The organism is Dietzia sp. WMMA184, from assembly GCF_002441635.1.
Lineage (GTDB): Bacteria > Actinomycetota > Actinomycetes > Mycobacteriales > Mycobacteriaceae > Dietzia > Dietzia kunjamensis.
In genome coordinates, this window is sequence record NZ_NXEI01000001.1 from 3,753,451 (window position 1) to 3,777,293 (window position 23,843).

The 23,843-nt window shown below is 65.1% G+C and carries 25 protein-coding genes and 2 pseudogenes; 13 read left to right on the forward strand and 14 right to left on the reverse strand.

The genetic code is table 11. The features are described from left to right. Positions 1-213: 213 nt before the first annotated feature. The 3 genes from CK206_RS17405 to CK206_RS17415 all read right to left on the reverse strand — a co-directional run bounded on the left by CK206_RS17405 (position 214) and on the right by CK206_RS17415 (position 2,914). Positions 214-2,115 (reverse strand): cation-translocating P-type ATPase, encoded by a 1,902-nt coding sequence (locus tag CK206_RS17405; RefSeq protein ID WP_031265396.1) that lies wholly within the window; start codon positions 2,113-2,115, stop codon positions 214-216. Further along, positions 2,112-2,471 carry a helix-turn-helix transcriptional regulator gene (locus CK206_RS17410; protein ID WP_007633539.1) on the reverse strand — a complete coding sequence of 120 codons (360 nt, stop codon included), beginning with the start codon at positions 2,469-2,471 and terminating at the stop codon, positions 2,112-2,114. The genes CK206_RS17405 and CK206_RS17410 overlap by 4 nt, the downstream gene beginning before the upstream one ends. An 89-nt stretch (positions 2,472-2,560) precedes the next feature. Then, positions 2,561-2,914, reverse strand: coding sequence for a hypothetical protein (locus CK206_RS17415; RefSeq protein ID WP_017838553.1), 354 nt, complete (start codon positions 2,912-2,914; stop codon positions 2,561-2,563). A gap of 269 nt (positions 2,915-3,183) precedes the next feature. Here CK206_RS17415 and CK206_RS17420 point away from each other — a divergent pair, with 269 nt between their 5' ends. The 3 genes from CK206_RS17420 (at position 3,184) to CK206_RS17430 (ending at position 4,565) form a co-directional block, all read left to right on the forward strand. After that, positions 3,184-3,966 carry a recombinase family protein gene (locus CK206_RS17420; RefSeq protein ID WP_096907153.1) on the forward strand — a complete coding sequence of 261 codons (783 nt, stop codon included), beginning with the start codon at positions 3,184-3,186 and terminating at the stop codon, positions 3,964-3,966. Between the two features lie 68 nt (positions 3,967-4,034). Further along, complete coding sequence (locus CK206_RS17425; RefSeq protein ID WP_031265402.1) at positions 4,035-4,313, forward strand: putative quinol monooxygenase; 279 nt, start codon at positions 4,035-4,037, stop codon at positions 4,311-4,313. A 6-nt stretch (positions 4,314-4,319) separates the two neighbouring features. Continuing rightward, complete coding sequence (locus CK206_RS17430) at positions 4,320-4,565, forward strand: hypothetical protein (RefSeq protein WP_017838556.1); 246 nt, start codon at positions 4,320-4,322, stop codon at positions 4,563-4,565. Between the two features lie 87 nt (positions 4,566-4,652). Here the strand turns inward: CK206_RS17430 and CK206_RS17435 are convergent, their stop codons facing one another. Then, positions 4,653-5,186 (reverse strand): hypothetical protein, encoded by a 534-nt coding sequence (locus CK206_RS17435; protein ID WP_017838557.1) that lies wholly within the window; start codon positions 5,184-5,186, stop codon positions 4,653-4,655. A 260-nt stretch (positions 5,187-5,446) separates the two neighbouring features. On the opposite strand from CK206_RS17435, the gene CK206_RS20190 reads away from it, so the two are divergent. The 3 genes from CK206_RS20190 (at position 5,447) to CK206_RS17450 (ending at position 8,288) form a co-directional block, all read left to right on the forward strand. Next, positions 5,447-5,890, forward strand: a complete 444-nt coding sequence (locus tag CK206_RS20190) for a hypothetical protein (RefSeq protein ID WP_096907154.1) — start codon at positions 5,447-5,449, stop codon at positions 5,888-5,890. Between the two features lie 573 nt (positions 5,891-6,463). Continuing rightward, entirely contained in the window at positions 6,464-6,844 is a 381-nt protein-coding gene (locus tag CK206_RS17445; RefSeq protein ID WP_017838560.1) for a hypothetical protein, read from the forward strand. A gap of 133 nt (positions 6,845-6,977) precedes the next feature. Continuing rightward, positions 6,978-8,288 carry a DUF4185 domain-containing protein gene (locus tag CK206_RS17450; RefSeq protein WP_216824148.1) on the forward strand — a complete coding sequence of 437 codons (1,311 nt, stop codon included), beginning with the start codon at positions 6,978-6,980 and terminating at the stop codon, positions 8,286-8,288. A 431-nt stretch (positions 8,289-8,719) separates the two neighbouring features. On the opposite strand, the gene CK206_RS19735 is transcribed toward CK206_RS17450, so the two are convergent. The 3 genes from CK206_RS19735 to CK206_RS17460 all read right to left on the reverse strand — a co-directional run bounded on the left by CK206_RS19735 (position 8,720) and on the right by CK206_RS17460 (position 11,968). Then, entirely contained in the window at positions 8,720-9,160 is a 441-nt protein-coding gene (locus tag CK206_RS19735; RefSeq protein WP_143337767.1) for a hypothetical protein, read from the reverse strand. Between the two features lie 854 nt (positions 9,161-10,014). Continuing rightward, entirely contained in the window at positions 10,015-10,986 is a 972-nt protein-coding gene (locus CK206_RS20825) for a hypothetical protein (protein ID WP_096907155.1), read from the reverse strand. A gap of 631 nt (positions 10,987-11,617) precedes the next feature. Then, entirely contained in the window at positions 11,618-11,968 is a 351-nt protein-coding gene (locus tag CK206_RS17460) for a helix-turn-helix transcriptional regulator (RefSeq protein ID WP_159981198.1), read from the reverse strand. Between the two features lie 100 nt (positions 11,969-12,068). Here CK206_RS17460 and arsB point away from each other — a divergent pair, with 100 nt between their 5' ends. The 7 genes and pseudogenes from arsB (at position 12,069) to CK206_RS17490 (ending at position 18,253) form a co-directional block, all read left to right on the forward strand. Beyond that, positions 12,069-13,196 (forward strand): ACR3 family arsenite efflux transporter, encoded by a 1,128-nt coding sequence (gene arsB / locus CK206_RS17465; protein WP_096907157.1) that lies wholly within the window; start codon positions 12,069-12,071, stop codon positions 13,194-13,196. Next, a pseudogene (locus CK206_RS20830) lies at positions 13,193-13,576 on the forward strand (low molecular weight phosphatase family protein); the annotation flags it as partial. The gene arsB and the pseudogene CK206_RS20830, both read left to right, overlap by 4 nt. Before the next feature lie 42 nt (positions 13,577-13,618). Continuing rightward, positions 13,619-14,017: an arsenate reductase ArsC gene (locus CK206_RS20835; RefSeq protein WP_371607113.1), complete on the forward strand. Its 399-nt coding sequence runs from the start codon at positions 13,619-13,621 to the stop codon at positions 14,015-14,017. Continuing rightward, entirely contained in the window at positions 14,014-15,348 is a 1,335-nt protein-coding gene (locus tag CK206_RS17475) for an FAD-dependent oxidoreductase (RefSeq protein ID WP_096907159.1), read from the forward strand. The genes CK206_RS20835 and CK206_RS17475 overlap by 4 nt, the downstream gene beginning before the upstream one ends. Before the next feature lie 12 nt (positions 15,349-15,360). After that, positions 15,361-15,990 (forward strand): arsenate reductase ArsC, encoded by a 630-nt coding sequence (locus CK206_RS17480; RefSeq protein ID WP_096907160.1) that lies wholly within the window; start codon positions 15,361-15,363, stop codon positions 15,988-15,990. Positions 15,991-16,098: 108 nt separating this feature from the next. Next, positions 16,099-17,226: an MFS transporter gene (locus CK206_RS17485; protein ID WP_216824149.1), complete on the forward strand. Its 1,128-nt coding sequence runs from the start codon at positions 16,099-16,101 to the stop codon at positions 17,224-17,226. Then, positions 17,213-18,253 carry an ArsO family NAD(P)H-dependent flavin-containing monooxygenase gene (locus CK206_RS17490; RefSeq protein ID WP_017838568.1) on the forward strand — a complete coding sequence of 347 codons (1,041 nt, stop codon included), beginning with the start codon at positions 17,213-17,215 and terminating at the stop codon, positions 18,251-18,253. The genes CK206_RS17485 and CK206_RS17490 overlap by 14 nt, the downstream gene beginning before the upstream one ends. A gap of 140 nt (positions 18,254-18,393) precedes the next feature. On the opposite strand, the gene CK206_RS17495 is transcribed toward CK206_RS17490, so the two are convergent. The 7 genes and pseudogenes from CK206_RS17495 to CK206_RS17520 form a co-directional block, all read right to left on the reverse strand. Beyond that, entirely contained in the window at positions 18,394-19,398 is a 1,005-nt protein-coding gene (locus tag CK206_RS17495) for an arsenic resistance protein (protein ID WP_096907161.1), read from the reverse strand. Between the two features lie 102 nt (positions 19,399-19,500). Continuing rightward, positions 19,501-19,590, reverse strand: a pseudogene (locus CK206_RS19740) (cadmium transporter); the annotation flags it as partial. 137 nt (positions 19,591-19,727) lie between these two features. Continuing rightward, positions 19,728-21,137, reverse strand: a complete 1,410-nt coding sequence (locus CK206_RS17500; RefSeq protein ID WP_069389547.1) for an IS1380 family transposase — start codon at positions 21,135-21,137, stop codon at positions 19,728-19,730. A gap of 105 nt (positions 21,138-21,242) precedes the next feature. Next, positions 21,243-21,770, reverse strand: coding sequence for a cadmium resistance transporter (locus tag CK206_RS17505; protein ID WP_371607030.1), 528 nt, complete (start codon positions 21,768-21,770; stop codon positions 21,243-21,245). Continuing rightward, on the reverse strand, positions 21,767-22,126 hold the full coding sequence (locus CK206_RS17510) for a helix-turn-helix transcriptional regulator (RefSeq protein ID WP_031265411.1): 360 nt from the start codon (positions 22,124-22,126) through the stop codon (positions 21,767-21,769). Before CK206_RS17510 ends, CK206_RS17505 begins: the two co-directional genes overlap by 4 nt. 108 nt (positions 22,127-22,234) lie before the next feature. Next, the gene (locus CK206_RS17515) at positions 22,235-23,089 is read right to left on the reverse strand and encodes a cytochrome c biogenesis CcdA family protein (protein ID WP_371517683.1); all 855 of its coding nucleotides are present in this window, start codon (positions 23,087-23,089) and stop codon (positions 22,235-22,237) included. A 41-nt stretch (positions 23,090-23,130) separates the two neighbouring features. After that, complete coding sequence (locus tag CK206_RS17520; protein WP_096907162.1) at positions 23,131-23,751, reverse strand: TlpA disulfide reductase family protein; 621 nt, start codon at positions 23,749-23,751, stop codon at positions 23,131-23,133. Between the last annotated feature and the right edge of the window lie 92 nt (positions 23,752-23,843).

Here is a 23,843-nt window from a genome sequence, read left to right on the forward strand (position 1 = left end):
AACCGGTGTCGGAGGCCCCGGCTACGGTGCCGGCGTGGACGAGCTGGTGGACCGAATCCGACACGCGGCCGACCAGACAGGCGAGGCGCACTTCCTCGAGCTGCTGCGCTGGCACCGCGTCGTCGCCGGCCTCGGCGAACCCGACTGGGGCGCCCGCGGCGCCTACCGGATCGCCATAGCACATGTCGGAGTTATAGCACTCGATGATCCCTCCTACTTCCTCGTCCTGGCGGCGCGGAGCCCGTTGAGGATCACTATCACCTCGGCGATCTCGTGCACGAGCACCACCGCTGCGAGGCCGAGTACGCCGAACAGGGCCAGCGGCAGCAGCGCGGTAATGATCAGCAGGGACAGGATGATGTTCTGGTTGATGATGTGCCTGCCGCGGCGGGCGTGGTCGAACGCGCGCGGGAGGAGTCGCAGGTCGTGGCCGGTGAAGGCGACGTCGGCGGACTCGATCGCGGCGTCGGAGCCGGTCGCGCCCATGGCGATGCCGATGTCCGCGGCGGCCAGGGCGGGGGCGTCGTTGATGCCGTCGCCGATCATCGCGACCGAGCCGTGCCTGCTCAGCTCGCTGATGGCGGCGGCCTTGTCCTCGGGACGCAGCTCCGCGCGCACGTTTTCGATCCCTGCCTGCGCGGCCAGCGCGCGGGCGGTGCGGGCGTTGTCGCCGGTGAGCATGGTCACCCCGACGCCCTGGGCCGCGAGGGTGCGCACGACCTCGGGAACCTCGGGGCGCAGCTCGTCACGGACCCCGATCGCGGCGACCGGGACCCCGTCGCGGTGCACGATCACGACGGTCATGCCCTGCTCCTCCAGTCCCGCGACCTGGTCCTTAAGCGTCCCCGCGTCCAGCCAGCGAGGGCTGCCGACGGTGACCCGGGCCCCGTCGAGGGTGCCTTCGATGCCGTGCCCGGCCTGCTCGGTGACCTCCAGGGCGGCGGGAGCTCCGGGCGAGGCGGCGGTGATCGCGGCGGCCAGCGGGTGGGTGCTGTGCTGCTCCAGCGACGCCGCCCACGCCAACGCCTGCGCCTCGTCCACGCCGTCCGTGGTGAGCACGGCGGTGACGGCGGGCTCGTTGCGGGTGAGGGTGCCGGTCTTGTCGACGGCGACGTGGCGGATCACGCCGAACCGTTCGAAGACCGCGCCGGACTTGATGATCACGCCGAATCTGCTCGCCGAGCCGATCGCGGCGACGACGGTCAGCGGGACCGAGATCGCCAGCGCGCACGGCGACGCGGCGACGAGCACCACGAGGGCGCGGGTGATCCACAGCTCGGGGTCGCCCAGCAGCGAGCCGATGACCGCGACAAGAGCGGCGAGGATCAGCACGCCAGGCACGAGCGGCCGGGCGATGCGGTCGGCCAGGCGGGCGCGGTCGCCCTTCTCGGCCTGCGCCTGCTCGACCAGCTCCACGATCGTGGTCAGCGAGTTGTCCGTGCCCGCCGCGGTCGTCTCGACCTCCAGGGCACCGGCGGTGTTGATCGCCCCGGCCGACACCGCGTCGCCGGGCTCGACCTCGACCGGGATCGACTCGCCGGTGATCGCGGAGGTGTCCAGGCTCGACCGGCCCGTGCGGACGATGCCGTCGGTCGCGATCCGCTCACCGGGGCGCACCAGCATGAGCAGCCCGACCTGGAGGTCCTTCGCGGCGACCTCCGCGGGCGCGCCGTCCCGCCGGATGGTCGCGGTCTCCGGGACGAGCTTGAGGAGAGCCCTCAGCCCGCCGCGGGCGCGGTCCATGGCCTTGTCCTCCAGCGCTTCGGCGATGGAGTACAGGAACGCCAAGGCGGCGGCCTCCTCGACGTAGCCGAGAATCACCGCGCCGACCGCGCTGATCGTCATCAGCAGGCCGATGCCCAGCTTGCCCTTGAACAGCTTGCGGATCGCGCCGGGCGTGAACGTCGACGCGCCCAGCAGCAGGCCGATCCAGAACGCCACCAGCGCCGGGACCTCTGCCCCTGTCCATTCCAGGACCAGGCCCGTGCCGAAGGCGACGCCGGAGAGCACCGGGACCATGATCCCGCGGTCACGCCACCACGGACGCTCCCGCTCCTCCTCGGCCTCCTCGCCGACCCGGGTCTCCGGCTCGTCGCAGCCGCACGCCGCGCTCACGCGCCCGCTCCCGTCCCGCAGCAGCCCGGCACAGTGCACTCGGCGTCCACGCACGGCGCGTGCTCGTCCACGGCCAGCGTCACGTCCACCAGCGCCGTGAGCGCCGCCGCGAGGTGCGGGTCGGCGATCTCGTAGCGCGTCTGCCGACCCTCGGGCTCGGCGACCACGATCCCGCAGTCGCGCAGGCACGTCAGGTGGTTCGACACGTTCGAGCGCGTCAGCTCCAGCTCGCGCGAGAGCACGGCCGGGTAGCTCGGCCCGTCCAGCAGGGTCATCAGGATCCGGGAGCGCGTCGGGTCCGCCATGGCCCGGCCCAGCCGGTTCATGACGTCGAGGCGAGAAGCAATAGTCAGCATGCACTGAACTATACAGTAGTGGCTGACCTATTGTCACTCTGGGGAGTTCTGCCGCACGCGCTCCGCGCGCTTGCCCTCGGGAGCTGGGGTCACCTCCGCCAGCGGGGCCATGACGGCATCCCGCGGCCCTTCCACGTCTCCGCGAGGCCGACGACCCAGCGGGCGGAGGCGAAGAGGGCGTAGCCGGCCCCGGCGAGGCCAGCGCCGACTACGAGCCACCGCCCGATGCCGAGCCACACGCTCCCGTCCACGTCCAGCGCCCACTGAGCACCCGTGATGAGGCCCGCTGCGGCCATCCAGACGCCCGCGACCAGCATCGCGAGCGGCACGAGCGCGAGGAGCATCGCGGCGGCGGCGCTCCAGAGCTGGCGCGCCTCAACCTTCGCTGTCGCGGCGATGATCCGCTCGGCCCGCTCGTTCGCGGCGTCGAGGTTCGCCGTCATCGTGGTCGAGGCATCCCCGGCGGGCCCTCCTGACGGCCCCGCCATGACCCCTAGCGCCCCGATAGGGCGGTGTTCCCTACAGAATCCCTGGCCCGAGCTGCCCGCAGCCTTACAGGGAGAGCAGGCTGTACATCTGGGGTACACCCGTGTGGGACGACAACCCGCCAACCATTGTTGCTGTGTCGCAGGGTCTAGTTCGACACATATGACACGTCTTCCCGTGGGGTCTAAGATCTATTGATACATATTCCGGGCGGAAGGGTCTCCTCATGGCTGATCGAATCGGGACGCTCTTGAACCGTTCGGGTGATGGTGGCGAGGAGGTGCTCATCGTCAGCCGCGGGAAGGAGCGGACTCGGTTCCGGCGTCGGGACGAGTTGGGTTGGAACTTTCGGGTGGAGTCGACGGACTCGGAGAACGTCGTCGAGGTAACGCCAAAACCGAAGCCGGCTTCGAAGCCGGCTCGCCGGGCCTCGCGTCCTCGTGGGCAGCGAGTGGCGTACGTGCGGGTGTCGGCCGCGGATCAGAATGAGGCGCGTCAGCTCGAGGCGGTGGGGGAGTGCGATCAGGTCTACGTGGAGAAGCAGTCGGCTCGCTCGCGCGCCGATCGCGTGAAGCTCGAAGAGTGCATCAGGTACCTGCGAGACGGGGACGAGCTGGTTGTCGCCTCGATGGACCGTCTCGCCCGTTCCCTGGTTGATCTCAAGCAGATCGTCGGCGAGATCACCGCGAAGGGCGCGAGTGTGGAGTTCGTTCACGAGCGGGCCACCTATGCCGCCGGCGCCCAGGATCCTCGAGCGGATCTGATGCTGTCGCTGCTGGGGGCGTTCGCCGAGTTCGAGCGGGCCATTATTCGTGAACGCCAGGCTGAAGGCATCGCCATCGCCAAGACGAAGGGAAAGTACAAAGGGCGCAAACGCGTCCTGACCGACGAACAAATCGGCAAGGCCCGCGCCCGCATCGAGGCGGGGGAGGGGCCGTCGGCGATCGCCCGCGATCTCGGAGTCGGCCGGTCCACGCTGTACCGCGCCCTGCAACGTCGGCCTTCGTAGCCATCGATGATCGGCCTGTCTGCGCTGTTCAGGGACCAACCTGCAAGGAAGTGTCCGAGACTGGATCGGTGAGCGAAGTTCATCTCGAAGGCCGACTAATCTGTCGCGACGAGCGCGAAGCCACCCTTGTCGCTACCCACCTACCGCGTCATGTCGAGCTGACGCGAGCCGAGCCGGGCTGCAGGTCATTCTTAGTGATCCCGACCGAGGACAGTCTGGTCTGGCGTGTCGAGGAGGTCTTTGACGACGCCGCTTCGTTCCGCAGGCATCAGGACCGAGTTCAAGGCAGCCAGTGGGGTGCAGTTACGGCAAGCATCGAGCGTGACTACTCCGTCACGGGACTCTGATCGGACATGACGATTTTCGCGGCAGACGGTGCGATTGCAGCGGTCCCCCTGGCCTACGACATCATGTGGCTGCTCGCCGGCTTGGCGTGGCTGCTGATCCCGGTCCCGATCGCCGTCACGGAGCGGCGGCGGGGAGCGTCGTGGCCCGAGTCGTTTTTATGGTTCGTGGTGCCGTTGCTGCTGCCGGTCGTGGGGTTGATCCTCTGGGCTCTTCACCGAATCGCCGGCGCGAGGCGGGCGACCTCGCGGTAAGCACCGCGCCATCAGGGGGTACGAGGCCTGGGCCCGGTGTCGGAACTGGCCGAGTTAGGCATCCGAGTCAGCCTTCGAGAGGTAGCACTACTCACTGGGGCACGCGGCGTCGAATTCCTCCTGAGTGACAGAGGTCAGGCCATCGTCGATGCCGGTCACGACGGCGCCCGCCCGTGCGGCCATGAGTTCGTCGTACGTGACGGCCGCGCTGGAGAAGTACTTCTCAGGCCTAATGAAGGCGGGGCCTCCCTTGTCTTCGGGCCGCGCCGAGACGATGAAGAAGTGTGAAGGATCCTCCGGCAGGTCGAGCTGTTGATCCACCGCCCAAGGGGAAGGGGCCTGATCGCGAATCACGAATGATCCACCGACGGGTTCGTCGAGGGTGTAAGAGCCGATGACGGGATTCTCTTCGTCGCCTGCGAGGCCCTCGCGTCCGGCGACGATATCGACTCGTTCTGTCGAGTTCTCACAGGTGTTGACGTGAAACGACAGGTTGCCATTTCCGTCGTGGGACACACCCGTTCGCCCGCTCAGTTCGACGTTCACGTAGTTCCCACATGAGGTAAGCATGATCGCGGAGCTGGCCACCAGGAGCGTCGTGAGGGCCGGGTTTCGTTGCATCTGTCGATCCTGCCGCATCACCGCCGTAGTACACATAGGCAACGGCGAGGCCGCGTCGTCCCAGAACCCAGAACCCAGGAACTGGAACAGTCACCTACTCGTGCACCAGCCCCGGGCGCGCGAGGTCTCCCGTTTCAGTGCACGGCCTCCCGCACAGATTTTCGTGACGGCCCATTCTTCCGCTCGTCGGACGCTCGGGCTCGGCGAGGCTTGGTGGATGAGGCCCTACCGCGCGATTGTCGATGAGCTGCAAGCCTCTAATGAAGGCGGGCAACTATGGTGATCGGATGGCCAGCGGAGATGCCGATGCGGGCTCGGCGGCCGCTGGCCGATCGGGCGAGAGCGTTCTTCGTGGGTTGCTAGTTTCCCTCCTGCCGGCGGTCGGCCTGCTCGTGGGCCTCGTTGTCGGTTGGTACACGGTTACCTGGGCGGTCCAGACTTTCCGCGGCGTGTTCGCGGTTCCAGAACTGTCGGCGGTGCCGACGCAGGATCGAGCGCCTGGAGTGCCCGGTCCGACGGTGGGTTATTGGCTTTCGTGGGCAGTTCCCGTTGTAGCGGTGTACGCGGCCAGCGGGCTGCTGTTGTGGAGGTGGCGGCGCGGACGGCTCCTGACCGGATCGGCCGTAGCCGGCTTCAGTGTCGTGGTCTTGCTGATCGTGCCCGTGTGGGTATCTATCGAGGTTGGCGGTTTCGCGCCCAGCTGAGCTCACCCGGTACAGCCTGGACCATCGCCTTCGGCTGGTAGGAGGTGAAAATGACGGTGGTCACCTTCTTCGTCATCCTCGACGCCAGCGGTGCCGGTCCAGTCTGCTTCGTCCCGGACCGGCCTATTGATGAAAGAAACCGCGCAACGTCCCAAAACCAAGGAACTGGGACGGCCTACGCAGTTCTTAGGAATCGGGGGCGGGGGAGAGAGAGGAGACGCCCGCCGGTGGAGATGTTGGGGGCACGGCTCTCTTCGAGAAGTGCACGTTGGCGCGGCTACGCTCGGCGCATGTCCGATGCTCCACTTTCCCGAGTCAGCGTCCGGTTCGTGGCCGAGGACGGCCACGTCACGACTCTGGTGGTGGGCGACGCCATCGAGTGGCACCTACGCTTTCAGGCCTGAGGCGGTGCAACTGGCCATCCGACCGGTCACCGGTTCACCTGGATGGGTGCACCCTCAAGTTCCCAGTAGCGCTGAGCGCCTGAGAACGCCAGCTTGCTCCGTTGTTAACGCATACGACTTCTGCGACGATAACCGGGTTGAGACCGTCCCTCCCAGCAAGGAATTGATTATGCGCCGCACCCTTGCCACGCTCGCCGCCGTCACATTGGCCACTGCATCAATGCTTGTCGGTGTGGGACAAGCGAACGCTCAGGACGCCTGGCCCGTTGATCCCGGGCAGGGATCTCCCGTCCGGCCAGTCGACGTGACCAGCTTTGCGCTCACCCCTGACCGTCTGGAGTTCTACAATCCCTTCATCGGCCTGCCGAGAATCATCTCGCCGTTTGGCACGACCACGAAGATCGTGTGTACCGGGTTCCGCGGGTACGACAACTGCTGGCAGGCCGACCAAGCCGGGAACCCACACAAGCTGCGCCCCATTCTGGGCCTTGGATCGTCTACTCCAGCGTCCAACGTCTTCCTGTACCCGGGCATGATCCCCGGACTCTAACGAGATTCACCTCCTTCGTGAACTAATCGTTCAGTTTCGTGTCGTACCCGCATGGCACGGTGGATGTGAACGACGCAAACTGACGTTGCTCACTTCGTCGCCAAGGCGACTTCTCGACACAGGAGGCATGACGATGGCACGACTGGTCAAAGAGCTGACAGGCCCGAACGAAACTGGGCGTTGGGGCGCCTCAGCAACCGATCTCGGGTTCCCGGCGATCACCAACCACGGGTACACGATCACGATCTTCGGCGACACCTTCGTCGACCACGTCGGCGGCAGCGGCTGGAGGTCTCCAGTCGGGTTTCGCCAGTCCAACCCAGACATTGAGAACGGCATCCGTTGGGACAACGCCATCGGCGGCGCCTACGCCAAAGAGATGATCAACTATCAGCACCGCGGAACGGTCCATGCTGGCGAGCTCCCGGACGGCTTCACCAACATTCCGAACGACCTGATCCACCTGCCCGACGGCCGGTACATGATGACAACTTTCGCGATCCGGTCCTGGGATCCGATCTCGCCCGGCGGGAGCTGGGCGACCTTCCACTCGCGCATGTGGACCTCGACCGAAGCCCACGCCGAGAACTGGGAACGCACGTGGGATCTGGAGGTCAATCGCGAGAACTTCGACTTCCCTAACGTGGGGGAGTGGAGTCACTTCCAGAACAACACGATGCTCATGCTCCCCGGCGAACCTTGGGTTTACATCTACGGCACCAACGAGGGCCGTTGGAACGGCGGCGGCATCCATCTCGTGCGCGTGGACTGGCGCAGCATGTGGAACCGTTCAACCTATGAGTTCTGGGGTCGAGACGGCGGCGGAACATGGGCATGGCGCCGCGGTGGTTTCACGACCCCGATCCTCACCCCCACGGTTCCTAACAACGCCATCGGCGAGCTCTCCGCTCAAGTCATCGACGGACGAGTCGTGCTCTCGTACTGCGACGGCATCCTTGGCGCCGTCACCCGGACCGCTCCTCGCCCGGAAGGCCTATGGACGATGCCCGCCATTCAGGTCACCGGAGTCGAGCAGCCAGCCCTTTACGCGCCGGCGATCCATCCGTACAGCAACTTGGGCCGTGCGCAAATGCTGCTGTCAGCGTGGCCGCAGGTGAATGGCCAGACGCTCTACTACGGCACGAGGCAATGGGAGGTCAGCCTCTTCGGTGGAGGGTCCGGCTCCCTGAGTTCCTCTCCGACGGCGCGGGCAGCGACCGAGAACCTGTCCTCCGAGTCCAGTCACGTGACCGAGGAGTACACGGGGGACCTGGCGCCTGACGTCTCTCAGCTCCCCGTGGCCGAGCAGGTCGCGGTTCTCGCGGACGCAGTCGACGCCGAGGTCGATCATGATTGGCTCCGCTCTGCCTTACAAGGAGAACTCGAGGACGATCGCACAACCCCGGCCGATCACGAAAACTATGACCCGATGACCGCGGAGTAGGCCCTTCTCGAGCGGACTCCTCGGCGGTGCGCCCCTTGGCCCGGGCGTCCCGGGCGGTGTCGCTTTTCCGCAATGTCTGTCGGATCAATTAGTGGCCGCCCAGAACGGGTGCAGTTCTGGGCGGCAGCAATGCCAGCGTTGCGTCCGTCGTCACCGCACTCAGATCCACAGCATCCGGGAACAGGAAACGTTACGTGTTTCCGGCGTTCCCCGACCCAAGTCCGAACGGATGGGGGAGTCGCCGTCGGCGAGCACGCTCCAGCCGCCACGCAGCCAACCAAGTAGGGGAGCCGTTACTCCTCGGGCTCCTGCGCTGGCGCCGCGACGTCGTTGGCCTCGCGGGCTTCGCCCTGAACGGCCACGGCGCATACCCAGACGCCCTCGCCGAACTGCCCACCAACTGCCCTGAATAGCGTACACAGAACGGTTAACTATCTGTCCACCCTAAACCAGTAGGTGCCGTCCACGATTTCTGAATTTGCCAAGTTGATGCCCGGCTCTCCAATTGTGAAAGCTGCAAGTTCGCTTGCATACCTCGCTAAGTGGTCGGTGTGCGCCTTGATAACGGAGGCGTCAATTCGAAGAGCAATAGCAAATTTCAATTCGCCAAAACTATATTTGATCCATGCGCTGCCATCGCCAAGTACTCCAGCGTCGCGTACGCCTACGCACCAGCATTCGGTTAATGTGTTAGTGCGAATCTCGTTCAGCAAGTAACAAAGGAAGCGCGACGGCATATCTCGGTTGGCGTCGTCGCAGTACCGCGACTGCAATTCGCGATGGCATTGGGTGATGAATGGAAAAGCCCGCGAGTGCTCATTTTCTGAAAACGTGTCAGTCCAGTGGTTCTCGGTTGGCCCGTCTTGGTTCATAACTTTGCCGCTCTAATGTAATGGTAACTTTAGGATTCAATATCTGTCGCACAAAAGCGTAACCTGGGCAACGCCGGTGTCGGGGCATCGCTCAACTGCGATGCCCCGACGGGTTACCTAGTTAGTTGTACGGTGGCGGAGTATCGTCAGGATGTGGAGGGACTGCGTAGCCTACCCAAATCGGACACAGTTGGTCGCTAGGCGGCGTATTCTCACAGTAGATACTGAGATTGCCTAGCATCTCGCTGCCAGGCGGGGTGTTCTGGGTGGTTGATCGCACTTCGATAGAGCGAACCCGCTTACTTTCCCATTGACTGCAATCGACGGGAATTGAGTTAATGACACGACATGTCAAGCGGTCGAACCAGTTTGTGAATACTCCAGCGGTGGGATTCGACTGAGACTCGTTACAGCCCCCCGCGTTTCCTACCGTCGCCTTCCATATGTTTCTGTTCCATACCCAGTGCTTACCCCGTGCCTTATCGTAGCCAAACGGTTGGTCTCCCGTTGCCCCATCGAACCAGTACCCTCGTCGGAGAATACTGGATGAGTATGTTCCACCTTGGGGCGTTTTCCAAGTGTCACACCTAGCAATTCGGCTCGTGGCCATTTGCTCTCCCGTGTACGACCACGGAGGCGCAGCGGCTGCCACCATTTGTGGTGGTTCCTCGTTTATCGTATCGGGATCTGACGGAGTTACGTTGCCTTCATCGCCCACTGTCCCACTTGGTTGTATAGCCTCGGTGGACGTCTGGGCGATAGCTTCGGGTCCTGTCGCTGCCACCGATAAAATGAGTGCCGCTATCGAGGCGATGACGAGAGGAAGGCGGGCTCTCCGTCCAATTTGCTTGGTTTTACCTGCCTCGTACATATGCTTCTCCGTCCGTCCCGAATCGACCGATTGCGTTTTGGAAGACCTGCTCTTGTGGTTCGCCAGGGATTCGTAGTCTTGGCGCCGCCTGTTGTCCCCGCGCTAGTACGGAAATGTCGGAGTCTGGGATGTTGTTTCCTGCAGGAAGTCCCATCAGTCCAGTCTCGAATCCGTACGCTCCCCAAATCGCCATCATCTCTCTCGTCAGGTCGTGCCCGCCAGTTGGCTGAGCCCAATAGACAGACCCGTTCTCGAAGTGGTTAAAACGAGCTGCTCCGTTCGGGGTGGATAGTTCGTCGGTCGTGGGGTATCCGAGGTAGCTGGCTTCCCATTCGAGTTCTCCCCAGCGTGCGCCGATTTGTCCGCCAATCTGGTGGGCTCCTGTGTTGGGGTGCCAGTAGATGCTGGAGTCGTGTTGGAATGCTTGTCGTTTCCCGATTCCGTCGGGGTTGGTGATTTCGTCGGTGATCGGGTAGCCGAGTGGTCCGGGGTCGTATCCGAATTGGGCCCATTTGCTTCCGATGGCGCCGCCGACCGGGTGGGCGTCGGTGTCGGGGTGCCAGTAGATGGTGGCGTCGCCTTGGAATGAGGTGCGCTTTCCGATGCCGTCAGCGTTGGTGAGTTCGTCTGATGTCGGCGGGCCGAGGAACCCTCCCGGGCCACCGAGCTGGTGGTACTTGTCCAGGATGCGGCCGCAGACGGTGAAGTTGCGACCGAAGTTCGGGTTCCAGAAGGCTGCGCAGGCCGTTGTGTGGAACCTCGGTGAGGGGGTTGCCTGGTCTCGGGGCTGCTCGGGTGGCGTGTCCTGAGACGGAGGGCCTGCGGCGGGGGAGGAGGGGCTCGGATTCGTGGACGGTGCAGTCGGCACCGGTGGTGACGTCGTTGCCGGTGCCTCACTGCGGGCGGTGGTGGCTGGTTGAGCCCCTGCCACCAGGGTTGGGGCCGCGATCACCATGGTGGCTGTGGCCGCTGTTGCGACGAGCCGCAGCAAGCGGGGGACTTCTTGGTCGCGATCTCATGCGAGACCTCCTGAGGGGCGGAAAACTGTACGGGGAGAATCAAACTCCGATGTGACGCCGCTCACATTGAACTTTCGTGTTCCCATCCGCCCCAGGAGTATCACCGCTGGTGAACGGTCGTAACAATGTTGGTTCGAGTCACAATCGATATCGCCCAGAGACCAAAGTTCCCGCATTGCTACGGGTCTGGCGCCGCATAGGAGGGGCTCGGCGGCATCGTTTCGCGCCGAGTGGTACCTCGACGTTGCACGACTCGGTGGCGCTCTTCTACACCGCGGCCCGACGCCGATCGCGCACAGCAGTCGCTGATTCCGCAGGCCCGGCCGGAGATCGCAGAACTACACAGGAGAGACGCTCATGCAGGGATGATTCATCTGACGCTATACGCAAACTACAACTTTACATAAGACCTGGTTACCGGCCGTGGTGTACGTGCCATAGATGGGTAGGCATCCAGCCACCTGAATTCTGGCAGCGACTCACTTTCGCGGGCTGCAGCTGCGTGGTCCGCGTAGCGACTCCGGCCGGATTGCCTACTGGTGAAACGGCTACCGCTCCAGGTGAGCTTCAGGCCAGGTCTAGGAAGCGGCGCAGGTCTTTGAACGTCTCGTGGACGACTGAGTAGTGCGCCCACTTGCCACGCTGCTGCCGGGTCAGGAGGCCTGCGTCGACGAGTTTCTTGAGGTGGTGGCTGATCGTGGGCTGGCTGATGTCGACCACGTCGAGTAAGTCGCACGCGCACACCGACTCGCAGCCTTGCCCGGCGATGTGGGACAGCAGTCGCAGGCGTGTCGGGTCCGCCAGTGCTTTGAGCGTGCGCGCCATCTGATCTGCGGTCTCGGCGGTGATCGGAGCTGATGACAGGGGGCAGCACTCGTTCTGCGTCCGAGTCGGAAGGACGTCGTTTCCTGCAGTCATTTCTTCGCTCACCCCGCCTCAAACAATACATTGACACATGCCGATATGTGGGCATAGCCTCCAGCATAGACGTTCATCGATATGAGGGAGTTTCGTGCCAATGAGCACCACCACCGCCCGGGCTGTTGCGCCGGTCGCCAAGGAGATGTCGTTCCTCGACCGCTACCTGGCCGCCTGGATCCTCGTGGCCATGGCCGCCGGCCTGCTGCTGGGACGCTTCGTCCCGGGCTTGGACACCGCCCTGGACTCGGTGAAGATCGGCGGGATATCCGTGCCGATCGCGATCGGCCTGCTGGTGATGATGTATCCCGTCCTGGCCAAGGTGCGCTACGACGAGACCCACAGGGTGACCGGCGACCGGAAGCTCCTCACGCTATCGTTGATCCTGAACTGGATCCTCGGGCCGGCATTCATGTTCGCGTTGGCGTGGATCTTCCTGCCGGATCTGCCGGAGTTCCGTACCGGGTTGATCATCGTGGGACTCGCCCGGTGCATCGCGATGGTGTTCATCTGGAACGACCTGGCGTGCGGGGACCGGGAGGCCGCCGCGGTGCTGGTGGCGATCAACTCGGTGTTCCAGGTCGTGGCGTTCGGCGCCCTGGGCTGGTTCTACCTGCAGCTGCTCCCCTCCTGGCTCGGACTGGAGACCACCTCAGCGCAGTTCTCCGTGTGGTCCATCGTGATCTCCGTGCTGGTCTTCCTCGGCATCCCCCTGCTGGCCGGTTTCCTCACCCGAGTGCTGGGGGAGAGGGCGAAAGGACGGCACTGGTACGAGGAGACCTTCCTCCCCCGGATCGGCCCGTGGGCCCTGTACGGGTTGCTGTTCACCATCGTGTTGCTGTTCGCGATGCAGGGCGAGGCGATCACCTCGCAGCCGCTGGACGTGGCCCGGATGGCCGCGCCGCTACTGCTGTACTTCGTCCTGATGTTCTTCTTCAGCTGGTTCGTCTCCAAGGCGGTGGGGCTGAACTACGCCAAGTCGACCAGCGTCGCCTTCACCGCCTCGGGCAACAACTTCGAACTCGCGATCGCAGTGTCGATCGGCACCTTCGGTATCGCCTCGGGCCAGGCCCTGGCGGGTGTGGTCGGCCCGCTGATCGAGGTTCCTGTTCTGATCGGGCTCGTCTACGTCGCGCTCTGGGCCGGACCGAAACTGTTCCCGGGAGACCCAACCCTCCCGCCATCTCGCACGGACCCGGCCCGCAACACCGAAGGAGCCCGGCCATGACCAACACTCCCAGCGTCTTGTTCGTGTGCGTCAAGAACGGCGGCAAGTCCCAGATGGCAGCAGCGCTCATGCGCCTGCACACCGGGGAGGCGATCGAGGTCCACTCCGCGGGCACCCGGCCCGGTTCCGCGGTCAACGCCCTAGCCGCGGGATCGGTCGCCGAGCTCAGCGCCGACATGTCCGGCCAGACCCCCACGGCCATCGATCCCGACCTGCTCCGGCGGGTGGACCGGGTGATCGTTCTGGGCGATGAAGCCCAGGTCGAGCCGGTCGACGGGATGGCGGGCACGATCGAGGTGTGGAACACCGACGAGCCCTCCGCCCGTGGGATCGAGGGGATGGAGCGAATGCGTCTGGTGCGCGATGACATCGACCGCAGAGTTCGCGACCTGCACACCGAGATCGCAGGCGGTAAGCCGCGCGTGCTGTTTGTCTGCGTGCACAACGCCGGGCGCTCCCAGATGGCTGCCGGTTACCTCTCGCATTTGGCGGGGGACCGGATCGAGGTCCTCTCGGCTGGTTCGCAGCCGGCCGATCAGCTCAATCCCGTCGCGGTGGAGGTGATGGCAGAGGAGGGCATCGACATCACCACCGCCACACCGAAGGTGCTGACCACCGACGCGGTCAAGGCCGCCGACGTGGTCATCACGATGGGCTGCGGAGACACCTGCCCGGTCTTCCCGGGAAAGCGGTACGAGGACTGGGAACTGGCCGATCCAGCCGGTCAGGGCAAGGATGCTGTCCGCCCGATCCGCGACGACATCAAACGGCGCATCACCCACCTGATCGCCGAACTGGCACCGAAGGAGAACGCCCAGTGAGCACGACACTCAACGAACTTCCGGTAGTAGTCATCGGCGCCGGGCCGGTGGGGCTGGCCACGGCCGCGCACCTGCGGGAACGGGGTCTGACGCCGTTAGTGCTCGAGGCCGGCGCCACCATCGGCGCCGCTATCGAGCAGTGGGGGCACACCCGCCTGTTCTCGCCCTGGCAGTACGACATCGACGCCGCCGCCCGACGCCTACTCGAGCCCACCGGCTGGACCGAGCCCGACCCGGACGCTCTGCCCACGGGGCACGAGCTGATCGAGAAATACCTGGCCCCGCTCGCCAAGCTCCTGGGTAGCGATGTCATCCGTACCGGCGCCCGCGTGGTGGCGGTTTCCAGGGAAGGATTCGACAAGACCCGCTCGGCGGGCCGCGAGCAGACCCCGTTCCTGGTCCGAGTCCAGGCCGCTGATGGCGCCGTGACCGAGGTGCGGGCCCGCGGCGTCATCGACGCCTCCGGAACCTGGGGCCAGCCCAATCCGCTCGGCCGCTCCGGTCTGCCCGCCCCCGGTGAGAACGCGGCGATCGACAAGGGCCTGATCACCGCGCCGCTTCCGGCCGTGACCGGGTCAGAGCGCGACCGGTTCGCCGGACGTCATGTCCTGGTCGTGGGGGCAGGACACTCGGCCGCCAACACCCTGCTCGACCTCGTTGACCTCGCGAAGCAGGATCCTGCAACGCGGATCAGCTGGGCGGTGCGCACCCCCGAGGTGTCGAGCGTCTACGGAGGCGAGGACCGCGATGAACTGGCGGCCCGAGGAGCGCTCGGCACCCGCCTGCGCGAAGCCGTCGAGTCTGGAGTGATCGAGGTGCACACCTCCTTCACCATCACCGAGTTCACCCCGACGACCGACAATCTGACCGTGCACGCCAGCACCCCACAGGGTCCCTCCCGACTGGAGGTGGACCTGCTCGTTCCGGCCACGGGATTCCGTCCCGGCCTGTCCATCCTGTCCGAGCTTCGGCTCGCTCTGGATCCGGCCGTGGACGCTCCGTATCAGCTCGGGCCGCTGATCGATCCGGAGTTCCACTCCTGCGGAAGCGTGGAACCGCACGGCGAGAGCCTGCTGGCGCATCCCGAGACCGGCTTCTACATCGTGGGAATGAAAAGCTACGGCCGGGCGCCGACATTCCTCATGGCCACCGGTTACGAGCAGGTTCGTTCGATCGCCGCCGCACTCGCCGGTGACCGGGCCGCCGCCGATGATGTGCACCTCGACCTGCCCGAGACCGGAGTCTGCTCAACCGACCTCGGTGGCTCGTGCGACGCACCGGCCTCCCCGCAGCTGATCTCGCTCGGCGCCACCACCTCTTCCTGCTGCTGAAAGGGATCTGCCATGACCATCGATGCACCCGAACTGGACGTCCACGTTCTCCAGCGCACGGCCGATGACCTCGCTCGGACATACGAGGGCATCTTCTCGGCCGAGACGATAGAACGCTACGTTTTCGAGTCCTACACCGCGCTGGCTCGCACGGCGACGATCAAGCGGTACCTCGCGGCGCTCGCCCGAAATTTCGCCTCCGACAGGCTCCGTGCACTGGCGTTGTCGCAAGGGAAGATCCAGTCGGACGTCCCGCAGGTGTTGTTCGTGTGTGTCCACAATGCCGGCCGCTCCCAGATCGCCGCGGCACTCCTCAAGCACTACGCCGGTAGCGGCGTCGAGGTCCGGTCAGCTGGCTCACTCCCGGCCTCTGAGGTCGACCCTGTCGTGGTGGAGACCTTGGCATCGCGCGGAATCGACATGGCGGGGGCGTTCCCGAAGCCACTGACTGATGACGTGGTGCGGGCTGCCGACTACGTCATCACGATGGGGTGTGGGGATGCCTGCCCGGTGTATCCGGGCAAGAACTATCTGGACTGGGACCTTGTCGACCCCGCGGAGCAGACTCCGGAGATCACCCGCCAGATCGTCGACGACATCGACGATCGAGTCCGCGCCTGGTGGGCCACGGTTCACAGGTGACCCGCCGCAACCCGGTGGTCACACGTCGTGTCCGGCATCGGATCCAATGACGGAACGAGACGCGACACCGCCTGGGATCGACCGCCCCCGGGGCGGACTCGCGGCTCTGTGTATCGCGCAAACTACCAGCTGGGGCCTACTTTTCTACTCACTGCCCGCGGCTGTCGCGCCGATCTCCCAGGACACCGCTGGAGTGGCACCGCCATCACCGGCGCACTGTCAGCTGGTCTCACAATCTCGGCAGTCGCCGGCCTCAAAGTCGGTTCCGTTCTGGATTCCCGAGGGCCACGCACGGTGATGACCCTCGGGGCGGTCATCGGTGTGGCTGCCCTGGCGCTGGTGGCGTGGTCTCCCAACCTGCCCATGTTCTATCTGGCCTGGCTCGTGGCGGGGTTCGCCCAATCGGCTGTCCTCTATCCACCCGCGTTCGCTGTCATCACCCGCTGGTACGGCCCGCGACGAGTCGGCCCCCTGATGACGCTGACACTCGTCGCCGGGCTTTCCTCCACCATCTTCGCCCCGCTCACTGCCTCCCTGATCGAGCAGTTCGGTTGGCGCACCAGCTACCTCATCATGGCCGGCATCCTCGCCGCCGTATCTGTGCCCCTGCACGCCTTCTTTCTCAACTCCACCTGGTCAGACACCGCCAGCGAGCCGACCGTGCAGCAGTCCCGAACCGAGATCCGCCAGGTCACCAGAACCCGCCAATTCCTCACCCTGCAAGTAGTGATGACGGCAGCCACGTTCACGCTATTCGCCGTCACGATCAACCTCATCCCACTGTTGCTGGAACGAGGAATCGACTACTCGACCGCAGCACTGGCCTTCGGACTGGTGGGCGCAGGACAAGTCATCGGCCGACTCGGCTACCCACCACTGACCCGAAGAACCACACCCCAACACCGCACACTGGTGATCCTCGGCGCCGGTGCACTCGGCCTGTGGGGACTGGCAACAACTCCCGGCCCGACCTGGCTGCTCATCGCTCTGGCCGTAGGTACAGGCGCGGCCCGCGGCTGTCACACCCTTCTCCAGGCCACCGCCGTCTCCGACCGGTGGGGCACCCAAAACTTCGGCGCCATCAACGCCCTATTCAACGCACCAATGACCGCCGTCACCGCACTCGCCCCCGTGTCCGGACCCCTATTGGCCAGCCTCATCGGTGGATACCCTGCAATGGCAGTCATCATGGCCGTCCTGCTCACCGTGGCCGCAGCACTAAGTGCCCGAACGTGAACAGGAGCTGACCACCATTTCGGACACAGACTGGACCCCGGAGCACCACGAGGCAATCATCATCGGCGGTGGGCAAGCAGGTCTGGCCACCGCCTACTACCTGCTGCGGTCAGGCGTGGACACCCTCGTTCTGGATAATCAACCCAACCCGGGTGGGGGCTGGTTACACGTCTGGCCGTCCCTGCGCCTGTTCTCCACCGCTGAGTTCTCCAATCTGCCGGGCTGGCCGATGCCCCCTTATGACGGGTTTCCACCGGCCTGCCATGTCGTGGACTATCTCGCTGCCTATGAACGGCGCTACCGGATTCCGGTCCAGCGTCCCGTCACGGTCAACGAGGTGATCTACGAGAAGGGCACCTACCACGTCTGGGCGGGCACGAAGTCGTGGACGACCGAGAACGTGGTCGCGGCCACCGGGACGTGGTCCGCCCCCTTTGTTCCCTCCCACCCAGGAACCTTCGCCGGCACGCAGTGGCATTCCGCCAACTACCCCGGTACAACTCCCTTTCGAAGTACCACAGTCGCGGTCGTGGGCGGCGCGAACTCCGGCGCCCAGATCGCCGCAGAACTCACGAGCGTCGCCGAGGTGACCTGGTACACCCGTCAGCCACCACGCTGGATGCCCGACGAGGTCGACGGACGGGTGCTGTTCCGCCGCAACCGACTACGTGCCCTTGCCCTGCAGCGCGGCGAGCCCGACCCCGGGACAGACTCAGCCTTAGGAGACATCGTCGTCCTGCCAGAGGTGCGCCGCGCTCGGGACACCGGACGGCTGCAGGCCACGCCGATGTTCACCTCACTGGATGAGATCGACGCCGATCACCTGATTTGGTGCACGGGTTTTCGCTCCGCGATCGGGCCGATACGCCGGTTGCTCGACCACGGTCGACCAAAGCATCCGGGCCTCCATGTGGTCGGCTACGGCGACTGGACCGGTCCCGGAGCGGCAACGATCACCGGTGTGGGGCCCTATGCCAAACAGGCTGCCCGGAGAATCGCCGCATCAGTTGGCAGAACCGTGAAATAGGCGCAGCCACCACCAGAGTGATCTCCCTCGGGGGTGAGGGGAGTGCGAGCTATGCCGCCAGTTCGGCGGGGCTCGGATCCCTCCCGTTGGTTATTACGCGCCCTGGGCTGGTGTCGGTCCCCACAGGGCCTGTGCGGACATCAGGGCGGGTTGCCCTTGGGAGCTGGCGAAGTTGTTAGGGAGCGGGCTCCAGGGTGGTGTGGAATGAGGCGGGGTATGAGCCGGACGTAGGTGACCATGCCGACGAGTTCGACGAGGGTTTGGGTGACCACGACGACCGCGACCAGGGCAAATGGGTCGGGCAGGGCCAGGGCGAGGGGCAGTATGACCAGCGAGTTGCGGGTCGCCCCGGAGAAGACCAACGCCCGTGTCGACGGGGCATCCTGGCTGAAGACCCGGCCGGTGAGGATTCCCAAGGGGATCATCACGACCAGGAAGCCGACATAGACCGGGATGACCCGCAGCAGTGAGGACAGATCCGTCCGGACGGCGTCGACTTGCGAGGCAACCACGACGGCGAGGGTGGCCATCATCAGCGGCACCATCAGTGACTCCATCGCGTCCATGAGCTTCCGGGCGGAGGCGGACCGTGCGGCCAGGTACTGCGTGATGGCCGCCAGAACCAAGGGTGTGACGATCAATAACAGGAAGGCCTCAAGGAACGGGGCGACGTCCAAGACCTCGAACAGGCTGGGGCCCATAAATAGGCCCAGGTAGGCAGGCAGCAACAGCATCTGCACGAGCATCAGCAGCGGGGCCGCGGCCAGTAGCCGGTCGTGCGCGGAGCCAGCTAACCCGGAGAAGACGATGACGTAGTCGATGCACGGGGCAAGCAGCACCAGCAATACACCCAGCAGCAGGGCCTGGTCGTCAGCGACGAACCGGGAGAGCCCGTAGACCACGACCGGGACGATGGCGAAATTCAGCACCAACAGCCCGGCCAGGAACCGGCCGTCACGCAGCGCGCGACCGAGCCGGGTCAGCGGCACGCCCAGGAATGTGGCGTACAGCAGCACCATCAGTACCGGGTTGATTGCCTGCTCCAGACCCGGGGCGGCGGAAGGGGTGGCCAGCCCGAACACGGCACCGACCCCCAGGGCCACCAGGTACAGGGGTATCTGCCACCGCTCCAGCCACGTGATCATTGTTCGTCCTCCTCGGGACAGGGCCTTGCCTTCGGCCTCACGTCGCTGACGATCCTGGTCGGCAGTGGCAGTGAGAGTGGGCGGCGGGAGGGCCGGCCGTGATTAGAGTCCGAAGGCTCCGCCGCTGACCAGGATAAAGATGCCCAGGCCGATCAGGACAATGGGGAACAAGATGTGTTCCCAGCGTTCTAAACCTCAATTCACCGATGAAGTAGCCGGGGCGGTCGCTGGCATGGTCGTGGGTCGTGACCGTATGGAGGGCGTGTGAGGTCCGCCGGTCTGCCCGGCTTTCCACTTTGGTTCCTGGTCGTAGGTGCTGGAGTTGGGAGTCAGATCGGCACGTTGGGCCGGCGCGGGGAGAAGACGGTGTCGTAGAGCGCCTGCCAGGCTGTTTGCCATGGCCAGCTTTCGGGTAGATGGAGTCGGAGCCGCCGGGCTGAGGAGGCGATCCGGGCCGGGATGTTGATGAGTTTGCGGCGGATCGTCGCGGTCGTCGCGCGTGCCAGGCTCGAGCTTGTGGTCAGGGTGGCGGCGGCGCGGGTGAGGTTGAACGCCATGACGGCGCAGGTCAGCCAGGCGGCGTTGGCGTTGAACACGCCCGAGGGCAGGTGCGCCAGCGCGGAGGCTTTCAGGTCAGCGTGGACGTTCTCGATGATCGCGTGTGCGCGGTGGGTCTTGTCGGCCGCCACTGTGTCGTACTGCTCTACGGATGTAGTGGTGAAGAACGCATGGAACCGCCAGGTATCGAACAGGCTCGCCTGCCCACTTGCAGCCTTGGGATTCAGGTCGGGGATACGGCGCACCACGAGCCGACCCGGCACCTGGTCGTTCTTGGGCTTCGAGGTGAATGCGGTGAAGTCGACCTCGGCGACTTCGGCGCGGGAGATCCAACGGTTGGTGTGTTCGTCGAAGATCGCGTCGGTGTAGTTGATCGTGGTCCACGCGTCGTCGTCGATGGTGGCGATGGCACGTTTGACCGCCGGGTCCATGCGTACGGTGACCGAGACCTCGGCTCCGGCGGCCAGGCAGGCGGTGACCATGCTGTGGGAGTAGAACGCCGAATCGCCTCGGACCAGCACGTCACGGCCGTGAAGGTGGGTGCGGCGGATCAGTGCCAGCGTGTCGGTGGCCAGCCGGGCAGCCCCTCGCGGGGACCCGGCAGAGCCCTTGCGCAGCCGTTGAGCGGCGATCACCGGAGCAGCCTGCTCGGTGGAGACCGTGGCCAGCAGCGCGTTCAGGCCACGTACCCCGGAGTAGCCGAACGAGGCGCCCTGCTTGGCGTGTCCGTAGACCTCCACGATCGTGTCGTCGATATCGACCATCACCGTCCCGGTGTCCGACTCATGACCGAGCAGTCCGGTGTGTTCGGCCAGTGCGCGCACGAACCGCGAGGCGATCGCATCGGTTTGGCGGACGTGGCCGAAGGTGAACTGCCGCAGGAACGATCCCAGCGTCGAAGGGGCGTACGGGCGGTCGAAGAGTGTGCCCATCGCCCCGTGGCGCAGCAGGGCCATGTCGTCGATGCTATCCGCGCCTGCGGCCATCCCGGCCACGAGCGAGGCCAGTTTCACTCCACCGTTGGAGCCCTTGTCGGTGGGCACGCTCAGATGCTCGTCACCGAGCCGGTGCAGGCCCGCCCGGTCGGCGAGTTTCATCAGCGGCACGAGGCCGGCGCCCGACACGAGGTTGGGCTCATCGAACGTCGCGAAGCTTACGGGCAGAGTGTGAGATAGTTGCATCTGCGGGATGCCCTTCTTGAATTGGCGATACGGACCTTAAGCAAGTCGTATCTTGCCAGTTCAGAAGGGCATTCTCGCGTTCCCACACCGCGCTAGAAGTTCATCTCATCGGTGGATCCAGGCTAAAGCCTCGGCGACTGGCCGACGGGTGGCCACGAACTTGGCCAGGCCCACCAGGACCGAGACCAGAACCAGGAACACGACGCAGTAGGCCACCACGGCTCCCGGGCCGACGCTGAGGAAGACTGGGACGTAGACGCCGATGTTGTCCCCGCCGTTGGCGAAGGTCACCGCGGCCACGGTCCACACGGTCACGTTCTTACCTTCGATTTTGGCGTCGTCGTCGTCATCGTCCCCACGCCAGGCCTGCCACGCGGCCCATAGTCCCAGGCCTAATGGGATCAGCCCGAAGTACGGGATGGCCTCCGAGGGCAAAAACGTCCCGGCGCCCAAGGCCACGAGCACAGCGGCGCCGAGGATGCCTAGGAATCCAAGGTACTGGCCGACCAGGATGCGTGCGGTGGTGCCGCGTTGGCCTGCGCCGCGGGCGAAGAACAGTGAGAGGACGATGATGTCGTCGATATTGGTGGCGATGAACAGACCGATCGCCTGCAGGGCTGAGGACAGGATCACCCCTGCACCTCCGTGGCGTAACAACCCGGCACCGAACAGGCCGGGTCCAGGCAGGAGGCGTTTTCATTGACTGCGAGGGTGACCTCGACCAGGGAGGCCAACGCCCGCGCCAGGTGCGGATCAGCGATCTCGTACCGGGTCTGGCGGCCTTCGGGCACGGCGACCGCGATGCCACAGTCGCGCAGGCACGCTAGATGGTTCGACACGTTCGAACGCGTCAGTTCCAGATCGCGGGCCAGCTCCGCCGGGTAGGCCGTCCGCTCCAGCAGGGTCAGCAGTATCCGCGACCGGGTGGGGTCGGCCATCGCCCGCCCCAACCGGTTCATCACATCCACACAAGACGATATAGTCAGCATTCACTGAACTGTACAGTAGGCGCTGAACTGACTGGGCGTCTGAACAGGTTAGACATTTCTGGGCTCTGTGACTCGGGCGCTACCGCCCCGGAAGGGCCGCGCAGAAGGTTAAATCGGCAGCGTCGTGCCGGTGATTGCGAAGTCCCGTAGCCAACTGATGAACAGTGCCCACACGCCACTGAACAGTGCTATGCCCACTGCGATGAGTAGGAGGCCGCCGATGATCTGGATTCGTCGAGTGTTGCGTTGTAGCCAGCCGACGGTTCGGATTGCCCAGGTGGAGCTCCAGGCGACGAGGATGAATGGCAGCCCCAGCCCGAGGCAGTAGGCGACGATGAGCATGACACCGCGCGTGCCGCTGAAGCCGCTTCCGGCGGCGACGGACAGTGCGGCGGCGAGCGTTGGTCCGAGGCAGGGTGTCCAGCCGAGGGCGAACACTCCGCCCAGGAGAGGCGCGCCGACCCAGGTAGAGACAGCCTTCGGCTGGAATCGGGTATCTCGTTGCAGCACCGGTACGAAGCCGATGAAGACCAAACCCATGAGGATGGTGATGACCCCGCCGATGCGCTGGAGCAACTCCTCGTGTGGTGCGAGGTATTGAACCGTTCCGAGGACCATTGCGCTAAGCGAGACGAACACAACGGTGAACCCGCCAACGAAGAGCAGAGATGCCCCGACGACCCGGTAGCGCGAGCGTTGTCTGGCCTTCTTTTCCTCGAGAGTGATCGTTCGCGACTCGCTGTGGCGCTGTTCGGCCTGCGCCACGGTGACCGGTGGTCGCTCGGCGCCGACGACGCTAGCGAGGTAGGCGAGATAGCCGGGGATGAGCGGGACCACACATGGCGAGGCGAACGAGACCAGACCGGCTAGTAGGCAGGCGCCGAGGGCGAGCAGAAGGGGTCCGCTGGCCGCTGTCTGTTGGAACGCCGAACCGATACCCTGCGCGAGCACCAGGCCGTCCATCGGCGGCATGGCACCGGCGAAGACGAGGTCGGCAACATTCGTCACGGCGTGGCACTCTCCTCGTCGTCCACCAATTCGGCGATGACGTCCCGAAGTTGGTAATCGGTGACCGCCGCCAAATACACGGCGGCCACCCGGTGTTGCCGGTCAAGCACGAGGGTTGTCGGCACGATCGAGGTGGGAAAGCCGCGAAGTGCACCTACGGCCGCGTTGGACGGGTCCCAGATCGACGGGTAGGTAAGGCCGTTGTCGCGCACGAAGTCGACCGGCTTATCGCGATTGGGATCACGCACGTTGATCCCGAGCACGGTGGCGCCCTGGGATTCGAACTCCTCCTGAAGGCGCTGAAGATCGTCGACCTCGGTGCGGCAAGGCCCACACCATTGGCCCCACGTATTGAGGATCACCACCTCGCCCTTGTAGTCAGCGAGCCCGATGGTCTGGTCTGGGTCAAGCAGATCCGGCCCGGCGAGTTCGGCAACCGGTTTCCGTTCTTCCTCGGGGTAGTGGATCTCCAGCTGTCCATCTGGACTGACGAACTCAAACGTGCCGCCCTGCGCGACCGCATCGGTGCCACTCCCACAACCGGAGAGGACAAAGGCGCCCGCACACAGGGCCGCCCAGAGGCGCGCGCGGAAACCGATTGCTCGGATACTGCCCATGCTTTTCACTCCGGTCTGCGACGGGTCATTGCCCCCTCGGCTCCGAACCGGCGGTGCCGCACGGGGTGGCTCTCTCGAACACCAGTGACGTG

What these genes read in the sequence shown, in the direction of transcription:
- CK206_RS17410 (WP_007633539.1), bottom strand. Translation starts at nt 2,471, where the DNA reads ATGCTGACTATTGCTTCTCGCCTCGACGTCATGAACCGGCTGGGCCGG.
- CK206_RS17415 (WP_017838553.1), bottom strand. Translation starts at nt 2,914, where the DNA reads ATGACGGCGAACCTCGACGCCGCGAACGAGCGGGCCGAGCGGATCATC.
- CK206_RS17420 (WP_096907153.1), top strand. Translation starts at nt 3,184, where the DNA reads ATGGCTGATCGAATCGGGACGCTCTTGAACCGTTCGGGTGATGGTGGC.
- CK206_RS17430 (WP_017838556.1), top strand. Translation starts at nt 4,320, where the DNA reads ATGACGATTTTCGCGGCAGACGGTGCGATTGCAGCGGTCCCCCTGGCC.
- CK206_RS17435 (WP_017838557.1), bottom strand. Translation starts at nt 5,186, where the DNA reads ATGCAACGAAACCCGGCCCTCACGACGCTCCTGGTGGCCAGCTCCGCG.
- CK206_RS20190 (WP_096907154.1), top strand. Translation starts at nt 5,447, where the DNA reads ATGAAGGCGGGCAACTATGGTGATCGGATGGCCAGCGGAGATGCCGAT.
- CK206_RS17445 (WP_017838560.1), top strand. Translation starts at nt 6,464, where the DNA reads ATGCGCCGCACCCTTGCCACGCTCGCCGCCGTCACATTGGCCACTGCA.
- CK206_RS17450 (WP_216824148.1), top strand. Translation starts at nt 6,978, where the DNA reads ATGGCACGACTGGTCAAAGAGCTGACAGGCCCGAACGAAACTGGGCGT.
- CK206_RS19735 (WP_143337767.1), bottom strand. Translation starts at nt 9,160, where the DNA reads ATGAACCAAGACGGGCCAACCGAGAACCACTGGACTGACACGTTTTCA.
- CK206_RS20825 (WP_096907155.1), bottom strand. Translation starts at nt 10,986, where the DNA reads ATGGTGATCGCGGCCCCAACCCTGGTGGCAGGGGCTCAACCAGCCACC.
- CK206_RS17460 (WP_159981198.1), bottom strand. Translation starts at nt 11,968, where the DNA reads ATGACTGCAGGAAACGACGTCCTTCCGACTCGGACGCAGAACGAGTGC.
- arsB (WP_096907157.1), top strand. Translation starts at nt 12,069, where the DNA reads ATGAGCACCACCACCGCCCGGGCTGTTGCGCCGGTCGCCAAGGAGATG.
- CK206_RS17480 (WP_096907160.1), top strand. Translation starts at nt 15,361, where the DNA reads ATGACCATCGATGCACCCGAACTGGACGTCCACGTTCTCCAGCGCACG.
- CK206_RS17495 (WP_096907161.1), bottom strand. Translation starts at nt 19,398, where the DNA reads ATGATCACGTGGCTGGAGCGGTGGCAGATACCCCTGTACCTGGTGGCC.
- CK206_RS17500 (WP_069389547.1), bottom strand. Translation starts at nt 21,137, where the DNA reads ATGCAACTATCTCACACTCTGCCCGTAAGCTTCGCGACGTTCGATGAG.
- CK206_RS17510 (WP_031265411.1), bottom strand. Translation starts at nt 22,126, where the DNA reads ATGCTGACTATATCGTCTTGTGTGGATGTGATGAACCGGTTGGGGCGG.
- CK206_RS17515 (WP_371517683.1), bottom strand. Translation starts at nt 23,089, where the DNA reads ATGGACGGCCTGGTGCTCGCGCAGGGTATCGGTTCGGCGTTCCAACAG.
- CK206_RS17520 (WP_096907162.1), bottom strand. Translation starts at nt 23,751, where the DNA reads ATGGGCAGTATCCGAGCAATCGGTTTCCGCGCGCGCCTCTGGGCGGCC.